General features: G+C 70.6%; 21 protein-coding genes. 9 read left to right on the forward strand and 12 right to left on the reverse strand.

Translation table 11 applies throughout. The features are described 5' to 3' along the window. Positions 1-27 precede the first annotated feature (27 nt). From ACK4HH_RS11035 to ACK4HH_RS11045, 3 genes are all read left to right on the forward strand, one after another. Positions 28-1,152 carry a hypothetical protein gene (locus ACK4HH_RS11035; protein WP_409651726.1) on the forward strand — a complete coding sequence of 375 codons (1,125 nt, stop codon included), beginning with the start codon at positions 28-30 and terminating at the stop codon, positions 1,150-1,152. 194 nt (positions 1,153-1,346) lie between these two features. Further along, entirely contained in the window at positions 1,347-1,556 is a 210-nt protein-coding gene (locus ACK4HH_RS11040) for a hypothetical protein (protein ID WP_409651729.1), read from the forward strand. After that, positions 1,553-1,822: a hypothetical protein gene (locus tag ACK4HH_RS11045; RefSeq protein ID WP_409651732.1), complete on the forward strand. Its 270-nt coding sequence runs from the start codon at positions 1,553-1,555 to the stop codon at positions 1,820-1,822. Before ACK4HH_RS11040 ends, ACK4HH_RS11045 begins: the two co-directional genes overlap by 4 nt. A 98-nt stretch (positions 1,823-1,920) precedes the next feature. On the opposite strand, the gene ACK4HH_RS11050 is transcribed toward ACK4HH_RS11045, so the two are convergent. Further along, a complete protein-coding gene (locus ACK4HH_RS11050) occupies positions 1,921-3,690 on the reverse strand; it encodes an NERD domain-containing protein (protein WP_409651735.1) in 1,770 nt (589 codons plus the stop codon). A gap of 59 nt (positions 3,691-3,749) precedes the next feature. Then, on the reverse strand, positions 3,750-4,643 hold the full coding sequence (locus tag ACK4HH_RS11055) for a hypothetical protein (protein WP_409651738.1): 894 nt from the start codon (positions 4,641-4,643) through the stop codon (positions 3,750-3,752). 497 nt (positions 4,644-5,140) lie between these two features. Here ACK4HH_RS11055 and ACK4HH_RS11060 point away from each other — a divergent pair, with 497 nt between their 5' ends. Then, on the forward strand, positions 5,141-5,464 hold the full coding sequence (locus ACK4HH_RS11060; RefSeq protein ID WP_409651741.1) for a type II toxin-antitoxin system HicB family antitoxin: 324 nt from the start codon (positions 5,141-5,143) through the stop codon (positions 5,462-5,464). Here ACK4HH_RS11060 and ACK4HH_RS11065 read toward each other — a convergent pair. The 9 genes from ACK4HH_RS11065 to ACK4HH_RS11105 all read right to left on the reverse strand — a co-directional run bounded on the left by ACK4HH_RS11065 (position 5,461) and on the right by ACK4HH_RS11105 (position 13,652). Then, complete coding sequence (locus ACK4HH_RS11065) at positions 5,461-6,273, reverse strand: DarT ssDNA thymidine ADP-ribosyltransferase family protein (protein ID WP_409651743.1); 813 nt, start codon at positions 6,271-6,273, stop codon at positions 5,461-5,463. The genes ACK4HH_RS11060 and ACK4HH_RS11065 overlap by 4 nt on opposite strands. Positions 6,274-6,324: 51 nt before the next feature. Next, positions 6,325-7,122, reverse strand: a complete 798-nt coding sequence (locus ACK4HH_RS11070; RefSeq protein ID WP_409651746.1) for a DUF429 domain-containing protein — start codon at positions 7,120-7,122, stop codon at positions 6,325-6,327. Next, a complete protein-coding gene (locus ACK4HH_RS11075; protein ID WP_409651749.1) occupies positions 7,119-7,514 on the reverse strand; it encodes a type II toxin-antitoxin system VapC family toxin in 396 nt (131 codons plus the stop codon). The genes ACK4HH_RS11070 and ACK4HH_RS11075 overlap by 4 nt, the downstream gene beginning before the upstream one ends. Before the next feature lie 3 nt (positions 7,515-7,517). Further along, the gene (locus ACK4HH_RS11080) at positions 7,518-7,766 is read right to left on the reverse strand and encodes a type II toxin-antitoxin system Phd/YefM family antitoxin (protein ID WP_409651751.1); all 249 of its coding nucleotides are present in this window, start codon (positions 7,764-7,766) and stop codon (positions 7,518-7,520) included. 156 nt (positions 7,767-7,922) lie between these two features. Next, on the reverse strand, positions 7,923-8,858 hold the full coding sequence (locus tag ACK4HH_RS11085; protein ID WP_409651753.1) for a J domain-containing protein: 936 nt from the start codon (positions 8,856-8,858) through the stop codon (positions 7,923-7,925). 117 nt (positions 8,859-8,975) lie between these two features. Further along, positions 8,976-9,119, reverse strand: a complete 144-nt coding sequence (locus tag ACK4HH_RS11090) for a hypothetical protein (protein ID WP_409651756.1) — start codon at positions 9,117-9,119, stop codon at positions 8,976-8,978. Then, positions 9,116-11,185 (reverse strand): glycosyl hydrolase, encoded by a 2,070-nt coding sequence (locus ACK4HH_RS11095; protein ID WP_409651759.1) that lies wholly within the window; start codon positions 11,183-11,185, stop codon positions 9,116-9,118. The genes ACK4HH_RS11090 and ACK4HH_RS11095 overlap by 4 nt, the downstream gene beginning before the upstream one ends. Beyond that, the gene (locus ACK4HH_RS11100; protein WP_409651762.1) at positions 11,182-11,925 is read right to left on the reverse strand and encodes an HlyD family efflux transporter periplasmic adaptor subunit; all 744 of its coding nucleotides are present in this window, start codon (positions 11,923-11,925) and stop codon (positions 11,182-11,184) included. Before ACK4HH_RS11100 ends, ACK4HH_RS11095 begins: the two co-directional genes overlap by 4 nt. Next, positions 11,922-13,652 carry a glycosyltransferase family 2 protein gene (locus ACK4HH_RS11105; RefSeq protein WP_409651764.1) on the reverse strand — a complete coding sequence of 577 codons (1,731 nt, stop codon included), beginning with the start codon at positions 13,650-13,652 and terminating at the stop codon, positions 11,922-11,924. The genes ACK4HH_RS11100 and ACK4HH_RS11105 overlap by 4 nt, the downstream gene beginning before the upstream one ends. Positions 13,653-13,853: 201 nt before the next feature. On the opposite strand from ACK4HH_RS11105, the gene ACK4HH_RS11110 reads away from it, so the two are divergent. Then, positions 13,854-16,109 carry a S9 family peptidase gene (locus ACK4HH_RS11110; protein ID WP_409651767.1) on the forward strand — a complete coding sequence of 752 codons (2,256 nt, stop codon included), beginning with the start codon at positions 13,854-13,856 and terminating at the stop codon, positions 16,107-16,109. Here ACK4HH_RS11110 and ACK4HH_RS11115 read toward each other — a convergent pair whose 3' ends face one another. After that, entirely contained in the window at positions 16,110-16,604 is a 495-nt protein-coding gene (locus ACK4HH_RS11115; RefSeq protein ID WP_409651782.1) for an 8-oxo-dGTP diphosphatase, read from the reverse strand. Positions 16,605-16,714: 110 nt separating this feature from the next. Between ACK4HH_RS11115 and ACK4HH_RS11120 the strand changes: the two genes are divergently transcribed. From ACK4HH_RS11120 to ACK4HH_RS11135, 4 genes are all read left to right on the forward strand, one after another. Beyond that, positions 16,715-17,455 carry a Pr6Pr family membrane protein gene (locus tag ACK4HH_RS11120; protein ID WP_409651770.1) on the forward strand — a complete coding sequence of 247 codons (741 nt, stop codon included), beginning with the start codon at positions 16,715-16,717 and terminating at the stop codon, positions 17,453-17,455. An 81-nt stretch (positions 17,456-17,536) separates the two neighbouring features. Then, a complete protein-coding gene (locus ACK4HH_RS11125) occupies positions 17,537-17,746 on the forward strand; it encodes a hypothetical protein (RefSeq protein ID WP_409651773.1) in 210 nt (69 codons plus the stop codon). Next, positions 17,743-18,633, forward strand: coding sequence for an aminotransferase class IV (locus ACK4HH_RS11130; RefSeq protein ID WP_409651775.1), 891 nt, complete (start codon positions 17,743-17,745; stop codon positions 18,631-18,633). Before ACK4HH_RS11125 ends, ACK4HH_RS11130 begins: the two co-directional genes overlap by 4 nt. 34 nt (positions 18,634-18,667) lie before the next feature. Further along, positions 18,668-20,038, forward strand: a complete 1,371-nt coding sequence (locus ACK4HH_RS11135) for a maltokinase N-terminal cap-like domain-containing protein (RefSeq protein ID WP_409651779.1) — start codon at positions 18,668-18,670, stop codon at positions 20,036-20,038. Positions 20,039-20,213 lie beyond the last annotated feature (175 nt).

A 20,213-nucleotide genomic window follows, 5' to 3' on the forward strand; every position in this document is an offset into this window, starting at 1 on the left:
CTCGGCAACACCACGGAAGGAGCATCCATGCCCCGTCGTTTTCTGGTGGTGCGCGCAGGCGAGCACTTTGATCTCGTCGAGTCGCCCGCGCCGAGCGAACACCACCTGCAGGAGGTCATGAAGATGAACCCGCAGCTCATTCCCTCCGACGACCTCGGGCTCGACGGCGACTTGCTCGTCATTGGGCGTGAGACGTCGCTGGCATCCGGATCCATCGACTTGCTGTGCCTCGCCTCGTCGGGCGATGTGGTGCTCGTCGAGTTCAAGACCGGGCCGCAGAACCCCGACTTCAGGCACGCGCTCGCGCAGCTGATCGACTATGGCTCAGACCTGTGGCAGATGTCGCTCGACGACTTCGACCGCGGAGTCGTGCAGCGCTTCTTGCGCGGCGGTCACGCGCCCGAGCACCTCGCCGGCTGCCACGACCTGCGTGACGCGATCGGTCGCGCCGGGTGGGCCCTCGACCCCGAGGCGACGGATGCTCTGCTCGAGCGCCTCGCCGACGTGCTGCAGTCGGGCGACTTCCACTTCGTGGTCGCCGCGCAGAGGTTCACCGAGACCATGCGGGACAGTCTCGAGTACCTCAACAGCACGATGCGGGTGGGGCGGTTCTTTCTCGTCGAGATTGTGCAGCTCTCGGGTGCGGAGCTCACCGCGCATGCAGCGCAGGTGGTCGCCTCGCCGCCACGACGAACGACCGCAACGCGAGCGTCGCAGGGCAAGACCGATGAAGTGGCGTTCTTGTCTTCGCTCGAAGACAGTGCCTACCGTGACGCGTTTCGCGACTTCCTCGCCGGTTGCAGCGCACTCGGTCTCGCGCTCGAATGGGGATCGAAAGGACTCTCGATACGCATTCAGACGCCTGATCGAAATCTTCCGCTCTCCATCGCGTGGGGTCTTCCTGACGGGGTCAGCTGGCAGGGCTTGAAGTACCTCGCTGTGGGCATCGACCGCACGTCTCTTGCCAGGACGCCGAGCGTTGCCGCGGCCGCCGAACGTTACCTTGCAGCGATCGAGGCGATTCCTCTCGGCCGAGTACCAAACTCGGCAATCTCGGCCCGGCTCTTCGATGCGTCGGCGGCCCCCGCCGCGGTGCCGGCGATCATCGACGCGATCACCGCGCTTGTCGAAGAGGTCAACGAGACCGAGTGACGTCGCGGGGGTTCGTCTCCTCCCCCGGCGCCGACGGTTCAAGCGATCTCACACATCGCCACATGGTCGACCGGCTTCGCGACTCCGACCCGCACACTGACTCCACGAGACATGCGTCAACCAAACGTTGACGTTCCGGGGGGTCGACGCGTACAGTGGAGCCACGAATCCTCGTGTCGGCGAACAAGCACGGAGTGGCGGACGAGGACATCCTGCACGCACTGGAATTCCCGATCCGGCACTACGCACTTGACGATCATGAAGTCTTGGTGATCGGCCCCGATCGCCATGGTGGATTGCTGGAGGTCGTTCTCGTAGACCCTGAGGGCGACGCTCGAGTCATCCACGCGATGCCCTTGCGACGCCGATTCGTTCGATTCCTCGAGGGGAAGGACAAGCCGTGAAACCCGCCAGAACGCTACGAGACATCGAAGAGCTTCTCGAGACTGTTGACCTCAGCACGCTGGAGGTCGAAGACCCCGAAGACCTCCGAAGGATCGGGCGTGCGAAGCACGCAGTGCGCGATGCAGAAGCCGAGCTGCGGGCCGCCGTGGCAGCCTCGCGTGCGTCCGGTCGAAGCTGGGGCTACATCGGCATCGTCTTGGGCATCAGCAAGCAAGCAGCCCAGCAGCGCTTCGGGGGTAGCGCCAGTACCGCCCAGCCAATGTGACGCTGGTGGCACGTGCCGCGAGAGGCACATTAGCTCAGCCGCATTTGTCGCCGAGCCCACGCTCGAAATCAGTTGCTGGCTGGCACCGATCGCGGGGTTTATGGCGCGTCGCTCACCGACTCCAGCACCACAAGCCGATCCGTCGCGCGCGACGCCCCCACATAGAGCAGGTCGCGGTGGTAGCCCTTCGACAGGTCGACGTCGGTCAGAATCACCGCGGGCGCCTCAAGGCCCTTGAACTCGTGGATGCTCCCCCACCGAATGCGCGTCGCGTCGTCAATGCTGGTGCCGAGGCGTGAGGTGAGGCGGGCATCCGTCGCCGGATTGGCGAGAGCGTGGCCGGCAGCGGACCGCTCGCGGGCGTAGGGCGACAGAATCACCAGCTCGCGCACCGTGAACGGCTCCGACAGGATGCGCTCGACGGCGTCGGCGAGCAGGCGCAGCTGCTCATGCATGGTGGTGAAGGTGTGGCGCTCGACCGAGACCTGGTCGTCGTCGCTGCGACGGTGCTCGCTGTAGAGGGTCGGCTCGCCGATGAGCTCGGCCACGAAGCGCGCCACCTCGGGCGTCGTGCGCACGTTCGACGTCAGGCGCAACTGCATGAGTCCGGGCACGCGGCGCTGGATGGTTTCGCGCGGGGTGGGCGGAGCATCCGGTGCCTCATCGGCGCCCGCGCCGTCAGCGGCGCCTTCGACAGCACTGTGCCGGCGGTAGATCACCTGGTGGTCGAAGTCGCCGGTGATGAAGACCGGCGCGCGCTCGAGCCCGCCCACGAGCAGCGCGTCAAGCACGTCGAGGTACTGCTCGAGCGCCACGTCTTGCGCCTCGTCGACGACGAGGGAGTCGTACTGCGGCCCCAGCTCGAGCGCCGCCTCGAGCGCCTGCTCGGGCAGGGTGACGTCGTACCAGTCGGGCTCGACGCGTCCGCTTGCGAGCTTGCGCTGCGCCTCGTTCTTGCCGGCGTGACGGTCCACCACCTGCGCCATCAGCGAGTGGATGCGCCGCACCTCGATGCCCTCACCGCACAGCTCGGCCAGCCGCGCCTCGATGAGCCGGTTGAACACGACGACGAGCGTGCGCTTGCCACTCTCGGCCGCGCGACGGGCGGCCTCGGCGGCCACCCACGTCTTGCCCGACCCCGCCGGCCCCTCGACCAGCAGCCGCGGATTGCTGCCGACCACGTCGAGAATCTTCACCTGCTCGGCCGTGAACGTCGCCTGCTCGTGCTCGCGCCGGCGGGCCAGCTCTTTCGCGCTGAGCTCGAGCTGAAAGCGTGGGATCAGCAGTTCGGTGATGCGCTCGGTGTGGGCCTTGTCGGGTTGGCCTTCGACGCGCCGGTAGCCGCTGATGGTCTCGGCGAGGTGCGCGCTCGCTTTGTTCAGGGTGCGGATGATCGCACCGGGCGCCTTGTCGGCCGCCAGATCGGTGGCATCGAGAAGCTGCCACTCGTGCCAGCCGATGCCGGCGGCGAACTTGGCTCTGCTCAACTGCGTGAGCCACGCCGCATGAAAGATCGGATACCCCACGGGCCCGGCGCCGCGCGACTCGAGAAAATCGATGATCGAGTGCTGCGCCCCCGACGCCTGCTCGAACGGGCTGCGGGTCACCCAGTCGCGCTTGCCGTAGCGCCAGCGCCCCTCGCCGTCGGCCTCGATGCTCTCGTGCGACTTCACCTCGATGACGAGCACGCCGTGCCCCGGCGCGACGACAACGAAGTCGGCCTCGCCCTGCACTTGGCTCACGTGGTGGGCGATCTCGAGCGAGTGGAAGACGACCCAGTCATCGGGCGCGTGCTGCAGGGCCGCGAAGACCGCGTGCTCGCCGGGCGGGGCGTCATCGCCAATCGTCGGCGGAATCATGCGGGCCATGAGGTGAGACTACTTCGGGTGCGGGCGCACCGACAGGCCCGCCGCCCCGCGCAATGCCCCTAGTTCTCAGCCCCCAGCGGCACCGAGCTCACGTCGGGCGATACCGGCGGCGCCGCCGAGCCCCAGTTGATGTCGCTCACGCCGCCCGGCACGGCCATGAGGCCCGGGCGGCGCAGGTTCTTGGTGTGGCGCGCCGAGGCGAGCAGCTGAAAGAGGTGGCTCGAAAGCTGCCGCAGCGGAACGTGCACGTGGTCGACCTTGGCGAGCGAGACCGAGCCGGCGATGCGCTCGAGCACCTCGTCGAAGTAGTGCTGGCGAATGTCGTAGGCCGCCACCTGGTCTTGCACGACGTGGGCTCCGAGCTGGGCGAGCGCCGTCATGCCGTGCGGGTGCCACAGCAGGTAGTCGTGCGGGTCGTCCCACGCCTCAGGAAACGCTGTGGCGACCGCGCGCCAGTAGTGCAGAAACAGGCGCGCCAGCAGCTGGCCGCCCTGCTCGACCTTCTGGTGCGTCAGCGAGTTCGGGCCCTCGAGCACGGCCCCGGCGATGAGCTCGTCGGGCAGGCAGATCTGCTGCACGTACGCCGACTGGTGCAGCATCTGGCCGATGATCGACGTGAAGGTCGCCTGAGTGAGCTGCGTCGGGCTCGCCTTCAGCCGCGCCGCCTTCTTGCCGCCCTTCGTGGTCGGCACGTGCACTCGCCCGTGAAAGACCGAGCCCGGCTGCAGCAGCTCGTCGGCGACCCACGCCGCGCGCTGCTCGGCGTCGTACAGCGCATGGTCGATGCGAAAGATCGGCTCGCCCTCGAGCCGGCTCTCGGGCGTCGGCGGGGGCGCGTCGATGACGGCGGTCGACGGCGGCAGGGCATCCCCCACGATCGCAGACGACGGGTCGTCGAGGTCGACGCGGTACAAGACGCGGGTCGTGGCAGAGGGGGTGGGCTGAGTGGTCACGGCATGCGCTCCCATCGGGTCAACCCCGCCAGCGCACGACGGCACGCGCACGGGGTCGCGAGCATGACGCAGTGAGCACCGGGGGGCTGGGTGCGGGTATTCGGGTTATGGGTGAAGCCCCGGCGTGGGTGCGCCGGGCGCGCGGTGGGTGGCCGCACGCCCGTCAAGCATGACGCACCCTCAGGCTCCGCAGTACCCCACAAAGGGGGGTGTCGCGTGATCGGGGAGCACCCGTCCCCCTCAGCAAGCCCGCATCGCCTGCAGTGCGCAGCCGCACTGTCGCATCCGCGCACGTCGGCGCCATCGTGCCAGCATCCTCGACATGATCGATCAAGAGCGGTACCATTAGTGACACCACTATCACCGATCAACCGGTTAGTTGCCCGAATGCGAGCTGCCCCCGGGTCCGTGTCGTTCCGGGATCTCGACCAGGTGCGCCAGGTGCTCGCCGCGATTGATCGATTGCGAGACGAAACCACTGACGAGGAAGACGACGCATGACGAGCGACCACTACACCTATCGAGTGACCTGGTCGGTCGACGACCACGAGTTCGTCGCCACAGTCGCGGAGTTCCCGTCGCTCACGTGGTTGGCACCCGAGCCGGCGGCAGCACTGCTCGGCTTGCGCGCGCTCGTCGCCGAGGTGGTCGACGATCTGCGCGCGTCGGGAGAGTCGATCCCCGATCCACTGGCCGACCGTCGCTATAGCGGTGAGTTTCGGCTTCGTATCCCGCCCGCCCTGCATCGCGCTCTCGCCATCGAGGCAGCCGAGCAAGGCATCAGCCTCAATCGACTCGTGAGCGCGAAGGTCGCGACCTAGTCGTCGACCTTCGGCACGAACCACGGCGGGTACACGGCGACCTTGGCGGTCACGCCCGCCGCCTTCAGTAGGTCGCGCACCTCGTCGCGCCGGCGGTCGTTCGCCACGGCGACGAGCGCCACGGTCGCGAGCGACACTGGGCCGGGCACGAGCGCCTCGGCGGCCTGCAGGGCTTCGGGGCTGCCCGCCGCGCGCGCGAGCATCCGCTGCCGGCCCTCGACACCGATGCCGAGCGTCGTCGCCGGAGCCGCCGCGTCGCCATCGGTCACAACGACCGTGTTCGACACGGCCGCGATGTCGACGCCCAGCACGACGAAGTCGACGGTGGATGCGGCCTTCGCCGCGGCGCTCCACGTTGGCCCGGGGGCGCCCTCTTGCACCTCGAGCCACCAGGTGGCCTGGGGCGTCAGGCTGAAGGCGACGCAGTCGGCGGCTGAGCGCTCGATGCCGTCGTCGTCGTAGCTGCCGTCGCCCGGCACGGGTGCCGAGCCGCGGAGCTCGAGTGTGAGCTCGCTCGCGAGCCGCAGCTCGGGCGCGGCCTCAGACGGCGGCAACAACTGCCCCGCCTCGAGGATCGACGGCAGGTTGCTGATGTGCGTCACGTGAAAGATGCGCTGCGGCAGGTTGGGCGGCCGCACCTCGGCGGCCTTGCCGGTCGCACCCGCGGCGGGGCTGCGCAGGCTACGCGCGGCCTGACGCGGGGCGCGGCGCACGGGAGCGGGGGCGACGGGCGGGGGCGGCGGAAAACAGCTGGCGCACATGCCGGGCTCGAATCCGTGGATGCACTCTTCTGTCGACGACCCAGCCACCACGAAACTCCCTCACAGGGCGCCGCACGATCGCGGCCCGGCCCCAAACCTCTAGAGTATCGCGCCCAGCTCGGCCAGCCCGACCGTCGGGATCGCGATCCAACCCTCCACCCGCGCCCGCTCCCGCTGGTCGGCGGTGGGCGGGATGCTCGCCCCGCGCTCGTGCGCGAGTGCGACCAGCGCGGCGAGCACGGCGTCGAGCGCGTCGGCCGAAGTCGTCATGAGCGGGCGGTGCTCGCCGAACTGCAGCCACGGAGCCGCGCGGCCCAGGTCGGCGATGAGCGATGAGCGCGCATCCGGCGTCAGCTTGTAGCCCGGCCGAGCCAGCCCCCACACGCGCAGCGCCATCGCGGGGTACACCTCGACGACGGCACTCGGATGCTCCCCCGAGCGATCGACCACGCGCCCGTCGCCCGCCAGCCGGTCGAGCAGCACCGCGCACCGCAGCGCCGTCATGCCCAGCCGGTCGGTCGCCACACTGAGGGGCCGCGCGCCCGTGCGCTCGGTCACGGCGCGGTCGGTCTCGCGGTACGCCAGGCGGCGGCGCCAGGCGAGGTCGCCCGTGTCGTCGCTCGTCAGGCGCGCTGCGCTCGCCTGACGGGCCACGAAGTCGACGAAGTCGACCGGCCAGCCGAGCGCGCAGTCGATGCCGATCAGGCTCGCGTCGCGGGTCGCTTCGAGCACGGCGTCGTCGTCGGCGCCGAGCCGCAGCGACTCGAGCACGACGGTCGCCCCTCCAGACCCTCCCCCGGCGCCAGGGTCGAGCGCTCCGCGGTCGGTCCGCAACACCGCGACCGCGGTGCCCGCCGCCTCCGCCGCAAGGTCGACGCCCGCGACCCGCGCGCTCACGACGCCTCGACGATGGCCACGGCAAGCCCGTGCGCGGCACGCTCGAGGCGGCGATCGTTCGTCCAGAGAGCCGAACAGCCGGCCTTCTGCGCCGCGGCGAGGTGCAGGGCATCCGGAGTCGATATCGCGTGCCGGGCGCGCAACTCGGCGGCCCGCACGAACACCGCCTCATCGAACGGCGTGCGCCCAACCGCGTCGAGGGTCGACCGGTAGTAGTCGACGAGAGCCAGGTCGCCGCGCTTCAACGGGCCGGTGAGGCACTCCATGACCACGAGCGCAGACACGACCAGTTCGTCATCGGCGTGGTCGGCGAGCGCTTGCCGTGCGAGCCGGCCGCGCTCCCCCTCGTCTTCGACGGCATAGATGAGGATGCACGAGTCGAGGTAGATCACGCCCTACGAACCCCAGCTCTCGCGAGCGTCGCGAATGTCGGCATCGATCTGGGCCGCGCTGCGCGAGTGGGGCGGTGGATTCCGCACCAGCCGCTCGGCGAGTGCCCCCGCCGTGGTGCGCGGCTGCTCGACCGGCACGAGGCGGACGACCGGGCGGCCGCGCTTGGCGATCACGACGTCGTCGCCGTTCTCGGCCGCCGCGACGAGCTTCGACAGGCTGTTGCGGGCATCCAGAATGTTGACCGGCTCCATGCGCCTCCCCCTCCTGGCGTGATGACCTAGCCAGGTTAGCACCCACCCCGGCACCCACCCCAGGCCGATCGTCGAGAGTCACCGTTCGTGGCATGAGTCGTCGAACGTTCAGCGACTCGCGCCACGAATCACGACTCTCGGCGCGAGGCGCCCTGCTCACACGAACCGCACGGCCGCCTGCAGGCGCGTGCGCACTTCGAACAGGTCGGTTCCCCCGACGCCGACACCCGGCAGCCCGGTGCGGATCAGGTTGACGAGGCGCGAGCGCTGCACCAACATGCCCTGCGCGCCGCGCACGCTGCCGAGCTCGACCGCCGACTCGGCCGCCTGGTCGTCTTCGACCACGATGACGAGCGCCGAGAACTTCACCTTCGCGGCGCGCGCGAGCACGCGGGCCCGCCCGCCCAGCATCGCGAGCGGCTTCTCGCCGGGCTCGAGGCCCTCGCCGATGAGCTCACCGCGCTTGACGCGCACGGGCGCGCCCCAGTCTTCGCTCAGCACCGCCCAGAGGCCGGTCGGGCCGAGCACGACGTGGTCGAGCTTGTCCTCTGCCCGCGGGCCGGCGACGACGTCGTGCCAGACCGTGAATCCCAGGCCGAGGGTCGCGAGGGCCGTGGCTGAGCGCTCCTCGGCGATCGCCGCGGCGAGCAGGTGGCGAATCTGCCGCGGAGCCGAGCGCACGAGCGCCGCGTCGAAGGGGTCGGGCAGCTCGACGCCGCGGCCCGCCCACTCGCGCATGTTCGCGAGGTACTGCTCGCGGTACCACCCTCCCGGATGCCCGTACGACTTCGCGTTCGGCCGCGAGTCGTAGCGCCCCGGGCCGGTCGCCCCGCCGCCGTGCTGCGCCCACGCGCGCCCGCCGCCTGCGCCCGCACTGGATTCCGCCCCCGAGTCGTAGGCGTACCGGGCCGCGGGGCTGCCCACCCGCTGCCAGGCCCGCTGCACGGCGTCGAACTCGGCCGCCGAGCCGCCCGTGTCGGGGTGCGCCTGGCGCAACCGCAGCCGGTAGGCCTTGCGCAGCTCGTCATCGCTCGCCGTCGGGCTCACACCGAGCACGTCGTACGGGTTCGCCGCCAGGGGAGAATCAGACATCGTGCCTCCGAGCCTACGACGCCCGACCTCTGACGCGGCGGAGAGCGCACGCGCAGAACACGGCGCACCACCGCGGCACGCCACCCCTGCCGTGCCGCGGTGCGCCTCAGCGCCGCTCTACTGGGCCAGTCGGCCGAGCTGCGCTAGGTCGTCGGGGGGCAGGAGCCCGAGCATGATCACGATCGACGCGACGGCGAGCGCGCACGCGAGCGTCGTGATGATGGCGAGGATGGCAGGGCCCGAGAGGCCACGCCGCTTCATCGCTGCACCATGATGAAGGCGAGCAGGTAGCTGCGCGAGTTGCCGTCGTCGATGCTCGAATACGGCAGCGCACGCGCCGCCTCGAGCGCGAGTTCGGCCTGCTCGGGCCCGGCGAGCGCCTGGTACATGAGCAGGTAGTCCGCGAACTGCGGAGACGGCCCCGACGCGGTCGCCTCGGCGATGTTCGACAGGATGCGCTCGGAACCGGCCGCGAGCGAGCCCTCGGTGCCCGGACGCATCGGCAGCAGCTGGATGCCGAGGATGGCGGCGGGCTCTGCACTGAACCACGTGGCGTAGTCGCGCTTGCCATCCCACACGATGCCCACGACGCCGTGGTCGTAGCCGGCGTAGATCTCGGCCGAGGCATCGAAGGCCGTGTACGAGGTGAGGGCGGCGTGCGACTCGAGGGCGAGCATCCACCGGGCCTCGTCTTCGAGCGCCGCATCGCCCGCGACCGCGCCCCACAGCGCGAGCGCGTGGTGAGCCGCGACGGCTTCCGAGCTCGACTCCTGGTTGTTGCCGTCGGCGAAGGGCGAGTAGCCGGAGGCCCACGAGTGGCCCGCGTAGGGGTCGAACGCGCGTCGGGTCGGGAAGAGCTCGCCGCCCGAGCTCGCCACATCGGCGGCGAGCAGCGAGATCATCGGGCGCAGCTCGGCCACGAGGGCCTCATCGCCCTGGGCGGCGATCGCGGCGGCGTAGATGAAGCTGCCGTAGTGGAAGTGGTGGTCGTTGAACTCCTCCGACCCGAACGACGGCACGAGGCCGACCATGCCGCGCAGGGCGGGGTCGTAGACGAAGCAGCGGTCGTCGCGCGTCGCGCAGCCCGCGGGCTCGATCCACGTGCGCAGCTCGGTCATGAGCGGCTCGTGCAGCGCCTCGGCGATCACGGGCTGGTCGAGACCGCGCGCGAGCGATAGCAGCGTCGCGATGCGGGCGAGCGCCTTGCCACCGAAGTAGGTGTCGGCGGGAAGGTCGGGCAGCGTGCCCGCCTCGAGGCTGAGCACGCTCACGAGCTCGGCGCGATCGGCGTCGTCGAGGCCCGCGAGGTCGAGCCCGCTCAGCCCCTCGACGGTCGTCGGCGCCGTGGCCGGCACCGCGAAGGCGAGCGCGGGCGCCGCGCACAGGGTCATCTCTCCCGAGACGGTCGCGAACGTGCCGAGTTCGCACACGGCGTCCGCCGCCGGCAGCGCATCGCTCTGGTGGGGCAGCGATCCGACGAGCGTCGGCGTGCCGTCCGCCGTGCGGTAGTTCAGCACCGTCGAGGCGCGGTCCTCGTCGACGGCGTAGGCCACCTCGACGCCCAAGAGCGGGCTCGAAGCGTGCGGCACGAGCTCGGAGAGCTCGACCCCCGCCGGCACCGCGACCCACGTCGCCGTCGCCCCTTGCGGCAGGCTCAGGATGCGCCCCTCGCCGCCCAGCTCCCCCTCGGGCGCGATGAGGCCGTACTCGGCACCCTGCACGGTGCTGCTCCACACGCCGTCGAGCTCGGTCCGGGCGACCGCCGCGCCGAGGTCGACATCGTGCGCGACGACGGCGCGGTACCCGACCATCGGCGAGCCCGGCGCGATCGACACCTCGGCGAGGCGCTCGTCGTCGCGCTGCAGCGCGACCGTCACCGAAACCTCGTCGTAGGCGCTGACGAGCGCGCTCGTCGCCTCGGTCTCGACCGTCACATGATCGACCGCGGCAGCGGCGATGAGGGCGGGGCTCGAGGTGACGGTCGGCACGCCGAACGCGAAGCCCGAGGCCTGCAGGCGGAACGACAGCGGCAGCGGGAAGACCGGCTGGGGTTCATCGCCGAACACGAGTCCGCTGAACCAGCGATTCGTGGGCGGAACAAGCCCCTCGGCGAGGCGCATCGTCGGTGCCTCCGCGACCGAGCGCTCGGGCACGGCCGCGAGCAGCGGCCCCACCTCGGCATCGAGCAGCACCGTGCCCGGCTCGCTGCCGGGCAGGTCGGGGGCGGCGGGGTTGACGGCAGAGCATCCCGAGATAACCGAGACGACCGCGACGAGGGCGAGCGAGCCGGCGAGCGTGACGCCCGCGCGAGCGCGACGGGCGATCACAGGGCGAGCGCGACGCGCACGTCAGAGACGAAGGTGCGCACGAACCCGGTGAAGGTCGCGAGCACGTCGTCGTTGCGGAGGTCCATGGTCGCGGTCACCGGCGTGCCGGGCAGGATGAATCCGCCGCGGTCGGCGAACTCGGCCGGGTCGATCGCGACGGCGACGGTGGCGAGCGCCTCGCCGCCCTCGGTGGTCGTCTCGACCGGGCCGACCGTGCCCGCGAGAACAGCACCGTCGGGCAGGGTGACGACCACGGGGGCGCCCTGCACGATGCGGGCGAAGTCGGCGGGCGGCAGCCGGAACTCGGCGCTGACGAACACGGTGTCGACTGCCGCGATCGTCGCGATCCCGACACCAGCCGATGCATAGCCGCCCTTGGGCACATCGATCGAGAGCACGACGCCCGCGACCGCCGAGGTCACCGTGAGGGTGCCGTCGGCGTTCACCTGGAACACCTCGCTCGAGCGCACGATGATCTCGTCATTCAGGTCGCGGGCCAGATCGTTGCTCTGAATCGTGGCGATCGGGTCGCCGGGGTTCACGAGGTCGCCGCGCGCGACGAACTGCTCGACGACCGCCCCGGCGTAGTCCGTGCCGACGATGTAGGTGACGGCATCGATCTCAGCCGAGGTGGCGGTGGCTTCACCCTTGCGCTGCGAGAGCGACACCGTCAGCGCGGCGACGAGGATGAGCACGACGAGCGTGCCGAAGAAGAGGCGGAATCGGGTGGACCAGGTCATGAGACGGCTGCTTTCGTCAGGCGGAGGGGGACGGCGACGGCGTGCTGCCCCGCGCGGCGATCGCGACGGATGCGCCGCGCTTCGACGACCGCGGTCACGATGAACGCGCCGATGATGAGGGTGTTGGTGACGTTCCAGGCGGTGGCCAGGGTCAGAGCGCCGTTGCCGGCGTCTTTGTAGAGGGCGATGAACGAGGTCAGCAGCAGGAAGACGAAGAAGAGCGTCTGCGTGACCATGACGTTGAACGGCGAGCTGCGGCGGCGGGCTCCCCCGGTCACGTGCCAGCGCTGGCGGCGGCCCGTGAGGACGTTGGTGAGCGCGCGCAGGTAGATGGGGAACGACACGGCGGCGAGCATGAGGGTCTCCCACCGGAACGAGCCCATCGTCGCGAAGGCGAGCAGAATCTGCAGCCCGTAGAAGCCGAAGTAGAACAGCAACCATTCGCCGCCCGAGACGCTGAGGTTGACCGGTCGCAGATCGAAGTAGATCTCGAGCGGCGGCACGAGCAGCAGCAGCAGGGGCACGATGCCGATGAAGTAGTGCGTGGCCGTCACGAGGTACTGGATGCGCTGGTCAGGCGTGAGGCGCCGGCTCGGATTGAGCGGGTTGCGGGTGAGCAGGATCTCGAATCCGCCGGTCGCCCAGCGCATCTGCTGCTTCGTGTAGTCCTCGATCGTCTCGGGGGCGTCGCCGATCGCGAGGATGATCGGGATGTAGATCGAGGTCCAGCCCTTCTCGTGCAGCATGAGCGAGGTCCAGACGTCTTCCGACTGCGAGTCGGTGTACATGCCGCCGACGTTCTCGATCGCCGTGCGCCGGAAGATCACGTTGGTGCCGACGCAGAAGGCCGCGTTGAAGCTGTTGCGACCCGGTTGCACGAATCGGTAGAACAGCGACTGCATGAAGGCCGCACCGCGCGCGATGAGCGTCGTGTGATTGCCGTACGCCTGCGGCGTCTGCACGAATGCGACTTTCTCATCGACGAAGAACGGCACCGTCTCGACGAGGAACTCGGGGGCGGGAACGAAGTCGGCGTCGAAGATGGCGAAGAACTCGCCCGACGTGAGGCTCAGCGCGTGATTGACGTTGCCCGCCTTCGCGCCGTTGCTGCTGAGGCGCCGCACATAACGCGCCCCGATCTCGGCCGCCAGATCGCGCACGTCGTCGCTGCGGCCGTCGTCGAGAATCCAGGTCTGGTGCTCGCCGTGCAGGGCGAGGGCCGCGCGGGCGGTGCGCTCGATGACCTCGAGCGGTTCGCCGTAGACGGTGATGAACACGTCGACCGTGGCGGGTGCGCCGCCGAGCTGCATCGGGGTGAGCTCGGGCGACTGGGTCGCCCGCGGGTCGGCATCGGCATCCTGCTCGAAGAGATCGTTCTGCGCCTGGTGGAAGGCGAATCCGCGCGGGTCTTGGCCGCCCGACAGGATCGTCCAGAGCGCGACGAGCGCGTGGCTGATGAGCACGACCTCGGCCACGATCACGAGCGAGAACGGCAGCAGATCGCCGCGGTTCGCCGGGTTCAGCAGGAAGACCGTGTACGCGAGGGCGCCGAGCAGCGCCAGCAGGATGAACAGCAGCACCGAGGGTGAGCGGATCGAGGCGTTGACCGGCGTGTGCGCCACATCGTCGTCGACCGAGTAGCGGCGCACGACGGTCGCGTTCGGCCCCGTGGTCGCGGGGGCGGTGCGCAGGGGGACGCCGCGCAGGGCGGGGGTAGGGGTGGGCACAGCAGGACTCCGTCGCTCGGGTAGGGCGAGAAGACGACGCCGTCGGCGACTCCCGGTGGGCCGGGCGCAGAACGCGCGCGGCGGGTGGTGAGAGTCCGGGGTCTCGGGACTGCGGTGCGCGCCGATCATGACAGTCGTTCGGGCATCCCCCTAGCGATCAGGGCGAACTGCCAGCTTGGTGCGCCCGCCTACGCTGGAACCGTGACCGACGACTTGCGCCCCACCCCGCCCCGCGCCGCACAGAAGCCCCACCGCCGCGAGCACCACGGCGACGTCGTGCTCGACCCCTACGAGTGGTTGCGCGAGAAGGAGAACCCCGAGGTCATCGCGCACCTCACCGCCGAGAACGCCTACGCCGAGGCGCGCATGGCCCACCTCGACGGGCTGCGCGACCGCATCGTCGACGAGATCAAGGGGCGCACGCTCGAGACCGACATGAGCATCCCCGTGCGCGAGGGCGACTGGTGGTACTACGGACGCTCGGTCGAAGGGCTGCAGTACGGCATCCAGTGCCGCGTGCCGGCGACGCCAATCGACCCCACGAACCCCCGCGATCCGGCCGCGTGGACTCCCCCGCCGCCGCTGCCCGACCCGAGCCAGCCGCGCGAGGGCGAGCAGGTCGTCATCGACGGCAACGTCGAGGCCGAGGGGCACGACTTCTTCTCGCTCGGCTCACTCGACGTCAGCGACAACGGCCGCTGGCTGCTGTTCGCCGTCGACACCGAGGGCGACGAGCGTTACACGCTGCGCATCCGCGACCTCACGACGGGCGAGACCCTGCCCGACGAGATCACCGAGACCGCCGCCGGAGCCTTCTTCGACCCCAGCGGGCAGTTCGTCTTCTACTCGACCGTCGACGAGTCGTGGCGCCCCGACACCGTCTGGCGGCACCGCGTCGGCACCCCGCGTGCCGACGATGTCGCCGTCTTTCACGAGCCCGACGAGAGCTACTGGGTCGGCGCCGGACGCACCCGCAGCGGACGCTACCTCGTCATCGAGGCCGCCTCGAGCATCACGAGCGAGACCCGCGTGCTCGACGCGCACACGCCCGAGGGCGAGTTCGCGGTCGTCTGGCCGCGCCGCGAGGCCGTCGAGTACGACCTCGAGCACGCCGTCATCGGCGGGCGCGATCTCTGGCTCATCACGCACAATCACGAGGCCCCCGACTTTCAGATCGTGGCGGTGCCCGTGGATGCTCCCCTCGAGACGCCCGTCACGCTCGTGCCGCACGAGCCCGGCCGTCGGGTCGAGGGCATCGACGCCTTCGCGCGGTTCCTCGTGCTCGACTACCGGGCCGAGGGGCTGCCCCGCACGGCGATCGCGCCGCTCGAGCCCGCCACCGACCTCGGCGCGCTGCACTGGCCGGCGGCCGAACCCGGCGCGAGCATCCCGGCCCCCCGCGCGTGGGTCGAACTGAGCGCGCCCCTCGACGGCGACAAGCTCGTGTCGATCGGCGCCCGCGGCAACCCCGAGTGGAACCAGCCCCTGCTGCGCATCGGCTGGGCGAGCTTCACCGTGCCTGCCACCGTCGCGAACCTCGACGTCGCGCGCGCGCGCGAGGGCGCCGCGGCCGTCACGGTGCTCAAGCAGCAGCCCGTGCTCGGCGGCTACGACCCGGCCGACTACGCCGAGCGCCGCGACTGGGCCCTGGCGGCCGACGGCACGCGCGTGCCGATCTCGCTCGTGTGGAAGAAGGGGCTCGTCGGGTCGCTCGACGGCGACGCGAGCGCCGCGCCGAGCGCACTGCATCTCTACGGCTACGGCAGCTACGAGTCGTCGATCGACCCCGGCTTCAGCATCCCGCGCCTGTCGATGCTCGACCGCGGCGTCGTCTTCGCCATCGCGCACGTGCGCGGCGGCGGCGAGCTCGGGCGCGCCTGGTACGAGAACGGCAAGACGACGCAGAAGACCAACACCTTCACCGACTTCGTCGCCGTCGCCCGGCACCTCATCGACCGCGGCGTCACCGCGCCCGACCGGCTCGTCGCCGAAGGCGGCAGTGCGGGCGGACTGATGATGGGCGCGGTCGCCAACCTCGCGCCCGAGCTGTTCGCCGGCATTCTCGCCGACGTGCCCTTCGTCGACCCGCTCACGAGCATGCTCATGCCCGAGCTGCCGCTCACCGTCATCGAGTGGGACGAATGGGGCGACCCCCTGCACGACCCCGAGATCTACGCCTACATGAAGGCGTACTCGCCGTACGAGAACGTGCGCCCGCAGGCGTATCCGCGCCTCCTCGCCGTCACCTCGCTCAACGACACGCGCGTGCTCTACGTCGAGCCCGCCAAATGGGTGGCGCGGCTGCGCGAAGCGGGGGCGGATGCCCTGCTGCGGTGCGAGATGGAGGCCGGGCACGGCGGCGTCAGCGGGCGGTACTCGGCCTGGAAGCAGCGCGCCATCGAGCTCGCCTGGTTGCTCGACGTGCTCGGGCTCGCCGGGGATCCGACGAGCGACTGATCAGCTGCGGCGCGCCTCGCCCCAGTGCTCGGCGACCACGGTGTCGCCGGCCCCGAACGTGAGCGTCGCGGCGACGTAGTCTGCGGCGAGCGCCCGCGGCAGCCAGAGCGCGGCATCGGCCCACATGCGGCCCAGCGGCAGCGCGTCGACCCCGAACCACTGCGGCTCCAACTCGTCGCTCGCCCGCAGCTCGCCCGAGTACCGCGTCGCCGTGAACGCCCACGAGAACTGCGACCACTGCGGCCGGTCGATGAACGGGTACGCGATCTCGGCGATCGGCACGAGATCGCGGGCCGCCACCTCGAGGCCCGTCTCTTCGCGCACCTCGCGCACCGCAGCATCCACTGCCGTCTCACCCGGCTCGAGCTTGCCGCCCGGCCCCACGAACCGCCCAGTGCCGAGGCCTGTGCGCTTGCGGCCGAGCAGCACCTCGGTGCGGGGGCCCTCGGCCGTCGTGACCTCGCGCGTCAGGTAGACCACGCTGACCTCGAACATCGCCACCCCTCCAGCCTAGACAGGGCGTCGCACGAAAAACCCCGATCAGGTGAGGGATGCTCTGCAAGATTCATGCGTAGACATGCACGATTCTTGCTAACGTCAGGCAAGTGACTGCACCCTCCCCCCTCGGCGAGAAGGCCGCCGCTGCGCGCCTCTCGACCCTGCGCCACATCGCCGGAATCATCAGCATCATTGCCGGGCTCATCGTGCTCGCGGCCCTCATCACGCAGATCACCGACCAGATCTCGGTGGGCCGCTTCAAGCCCACGCAGTACTTCGCGTACTTCACGATCCAGACGGCCATGATCAACATCGTCGTGCTCATCGCGGGCGGCATCATGGCCCTGCGGCACGAGCGCGATACCCGGCTCTACACGGCGATCCGCGCGAGCGTGTTCTCGTACGCGCTGGTCACGGCGGTCGTCTACAACCTGCTGCTGCGCGACATCCCTAACGACGACGGCTACGTCGGGCCGGTGTGGCCCAACGAGTCGCTGCACGTGTGGATTCCGATCTACATCGCCCTCGACTGGCTGCTGACGCCGGGGCGCGTGCGCATCGCGTGGTCGACCCTGTGGCTGGCCGTCAGCTATCCGCTCATCTGGGTGGGGGTCACGATGGTGCGCGGCGGCATCACCGGCTGGTACCCGTATCCGTTCCTCGAGCCCGACGGCCCGAACGGCGTCACCGGCGTCGTCATCTACGTCGTCGCGATCGCGGCGTTCATCATCGTGCTCGCGGCCCTCGCGGTGCTCATCAACCGCGTGCACACGCGCGGCGTGCGCGGAGTCGGCCACGGTCGCCGCAGCACCGGACCGATTGCCGTGGTGCGGGCCGACTTGCGCTGAGCGCCGAAACAGACCGGTCGGTCTTGTCGACGGGCGACATCGGATTTGACGAATGTCAGTGGTCGACTGTCAACTGTGCGCATGGACGACACCGCCCCTGGGCCGGGAGTGGCGACGTGCCCGCAATGCGGAACGTTGTCGCCCCTGCCCATCCACTACGGCTACCCGCAGCCCGAGCACATCCGCGCCGCGTTGCGCGGTGAGATCGCGCTGGGTGGTGTCGTGCACCAGCCCGACCCGCCCGCGTTCGAGTGCCGCAGCAGCGACTGCGGGTATACGTTCACTGCATGACCGCGCCGCACCACCTGCTGCTCGTCGTCGCCGGCATCGCGGGCGAGGCCTCGCACCTCGTCGAGGCTGACGCCGACGCGGCCCAGCTCTCGGTGCTCGACGTCGCGGCCACGCGCGGTGACGGCATCTTCGAGACCATCAGCATCGGCCAGGGCCACCCCCAGGCGCTCGAGGCGCACCTGCAGCGCTTCGCACGGTCGGCGCGCATGCTCGACCTGCCCGCTCCTGACCTGACCGTGTGGCGGGATGCTGTGCTCGCCCTTGCGCACCGCCTCGCCGATCACGACGAGGCCTGGGTGAAGACCGCCCTGTCGCGCGGCGTCGAGCTGCCGGCGGCGGGCGGCCCGCCCGTGCCGACGGGCTGGGCCTACGCAACGGTGTCGCCGCAGTTTCGACGCGAGCGCACCGAGGGCATCGACGTCGTGCTGCTCGACCGCGGGCTGCGCAGCGATGTGAGCGCGACGAGCCCCTGGCTGCTCGCGGGTGCGAAGACGCTGTCGTATGCCGTGAACCGCGCCGCCGTGCGCGAGGCGCAGCGCCGGGGGGCCGACGATGTCGTGTTCGTCTCGAGCGACGGGCTGCTGCTCGAGGGGCCGACGTCGACCCTCGTCGTGCGCCGCGGCGACACGCTCACGACGCCGCCCGACGCGTTTGGAATTCTGCCCGGCACGACTCAGGTTGACCTCTTCGCGGCGGCCGACCAGTGGGGTCTCGCGACTGCCGTCGAGCCGTTGAGCCCCGACGATCTGCGCGGCGCCGACGCCGCGTGGCTCGTGTCGAGTGTGCGGCACGCGGCCCCCGTGCGCTCGGTCGACGGCGCACCGCTGCCGGTCGATGCGCCACTCACGGCGACGATGAACGGGTTCTTGCGCGACCGGCGTTCCTGACGGGGCCCGTCGGGGCCCTGTGTATGGTCGAAGCATGCACAGCACGATGGAGTGCCTCACCGATTGGATGACGCGCCAGCGGTGGTACGCCGGCAAGGGCCGCGTACCGAACCTGGTCGAGGTCAGCCGTCATGAGTGGCAGAGCGACGACCCGGATGCGAGCATCCGGGTGCTGCTGGTGCGCGACACCGCCAACAACCCGCCCTCGCTGTACCACGTGCCGATCGTCGCCCGCAGCACGATCCCGCGCGGTACGGGGGCCGCTTTCATCGGCCGCGACGAGCACGACGACTACCTCTTCGATGGCGCCCACGACTCCGTCTACACGCGTGCCCTGCTGCGGCGGCTCGGCGTGCACCGCGACAACCAGGTCTCGCGCGTGCACAGCGGCGAGCAGTCGAACAGTTCGATCATCTTCGATGCGGGCTCAGAGGCACCGCTCGTGGCGAAGATCTTTCGGCTCGTGCACGCGGGCGAGAACCCCGACGTTGTGCTGCAGTCGGCGCTCACGAGCGCGGGCAACCGTTCGGTGCCGCGGATGCTCGGCTCGCTGACCGCGACCTGGATCGACCCGCACGGCTCTGACACCCACACCGACGAGCCCTCGACGGGTCATCTGGCGTTCGCGCAGGAGTTCATTCCGGGCGTGCGCGACGGCTGGCCGCTCGCGCTCGAGGCCGCCGAGCGGGGTGAGTCGTTCGCCGACGACGCCGAGCGGCTGGGCCGCGTCACGGCCGAGGTGCACACGGCGCTCGCGGCGTGCATGCCCTCGCGCGAGCCGACCCTCGGCGACATCGTGGGCTTCGTGGCCGGCTGGCATCAGCGGCTGGCCGTGGCGATGTCGGATGTGCCGCAGCTGCGCGAGCTGCGCCCCTCGATCGAGGCCGTGTACGACGCGGCGCGCGAGGCTCCGTGGCCGGCGCTGCAGCGCATCCATGGCGACTACCACTTGGGGCAGGTGCTGCGACGCCCGAATGGCGAGTGGCTGCTCGTCGATTTCGAGGGCGAGCCGCTGCGACCTCTCGTCGAGCGCACGCGCGTCGACTCGCCGCTGCGCGACGTCGCGGGCATGCTGCGCTCGTTCGACTACGCGGTCGGGTCTTTGCGCAGCGCGAGCCGCGCGGCGGCCGGCGCGATCGACACGGCCTCGCTCGACCTCGACGCTCTCGCGCTCGAGGCCGCCCGCGCCGACTGGGCGCGCGAGGCTCGCGCGGCCTTCCTCGACGGGTACATCGCCGAGTGCGGACTCGACCTGCGCGAGCACCGCGCCCTGCTCGACGCCTTCGAGCTCGACAAGGCCGTCTACGAGGCGATGTACGAGGCGCGCAACCGCCCTTCGTGGTTGCCCATCCCGCTCGCCGCGGTCGCCTACCTCGTCTCGGCCGAGCGCGCCACCAAGCGCTGAGCCGCCCAGCCCCGCCCCGCCTCACCCAGCCCACGCCGGCCCCGGCCCTCACCCAGGCCTCGCCCGGCCAGCCCGCGCCCCGCCAGCCCGCGCCCGGCCAGCCCGCGCCCGGCCAGCCCTCACCCCGCCGTCGGCCCGCCCCAGCGACCGACCCCCGCCCACGCCCGCCGACCCC

This window comes from Microcella sp. (assembly GCF_046296455.1).
Taxonomy (GTDB): domain Bacteria; phylum Actinomycetota; class Actinomycetes; order Actinomycetales; family Microbacteriaceae; genus Microcella.

What these genes read in the sequence shown, in the direction of transcription:
- ACK4HH_RS11080 (WP_409651751.1), bottom strand. Translation starts at nt 7,766, where the DNA reads ATGGAGCCGGTCAACATTCTGGATGCCCGCAACAGCCTGTCGAAGCTC.
- ACK4HH_RS11050 (WP_409651735.1), bottom strand. Translation starts at nt 3,690, where the DNA reads ATGGCCCGCATGATTCCGCCGACGATTGGCGATGACGCCCCGCCCGGC.
- ACK4HH_RS11035 (WP_409651726.1), top strand. Translation starts at nt 28, where the DNA reads ATGCCCCGTCGTTTTCTGGTGGTGCGCGCAGGCGAGCACTTTGATCTC.
- ACK4HH_RS11135 (WP_409651779.1), top strand. Translation starts at nt 18,668, where the DNA reads ATGCACAGCACGATGGAGTGCCTCACCGATTGGATGACGCGCCAGCGG.
- ACK4HH_RS11100 (WP_409651762.1), bottom strand. Translation starts at nt 11,925, where the DNA reads ATGACCTGGTCCACCCGATTCCGCCTCTTCTTCGGCACGCTCGTCGTG.
- ACK4HH_RS11115 (WP_409651782.1), bottom strand. Translation starts at nt 16,604, where the DNA reads ATGTTCGAGGTCAGCGTGGTCTACCTGACGCGCGAGGTCACGACGGCC.
- ACK4HH_RS11130 (WP_409651775.1), top strand. Translation starts at nt 17,743, where the DNA reads ATGACCGCGCCGCACCACCTGCTGCTCGTCGTCGCCGGCATCGCGGGC.
- ACK4HH_RS11125 (WP_409651773.1), top strand. Translation starts at nt 17,537, where the DNA reads ATGGACGACACCGCCCCTGGGCCGGGAGTGGCGACGTGCCCGCAATGC.
- ACK4HH_RS11090 (WP_409651756.1), bottom strand. Translation starts at nt 9,119, where the DNA reads ATGAAGCGGCGTGGCCTCTCGGGCCCTGCCATCCTCGCCATCATCACG.
- ACK4HH_RS11085 (WP_409651753.1), bottom strand. Translation starts at nt 8,858, where the DNA reads ATGTCTGATTCTCCCCTGGCGGCGAACCCGTACGACGTGCTCGGTGTG.
- ACK4HH_RS11060 (WP_409651741.1), top strand. Translation starts at nt 5,141, where the DNA reads ATGACGAGCGACCACTACACCTATCGAGTGACCTGGTCGGTCGACGAC.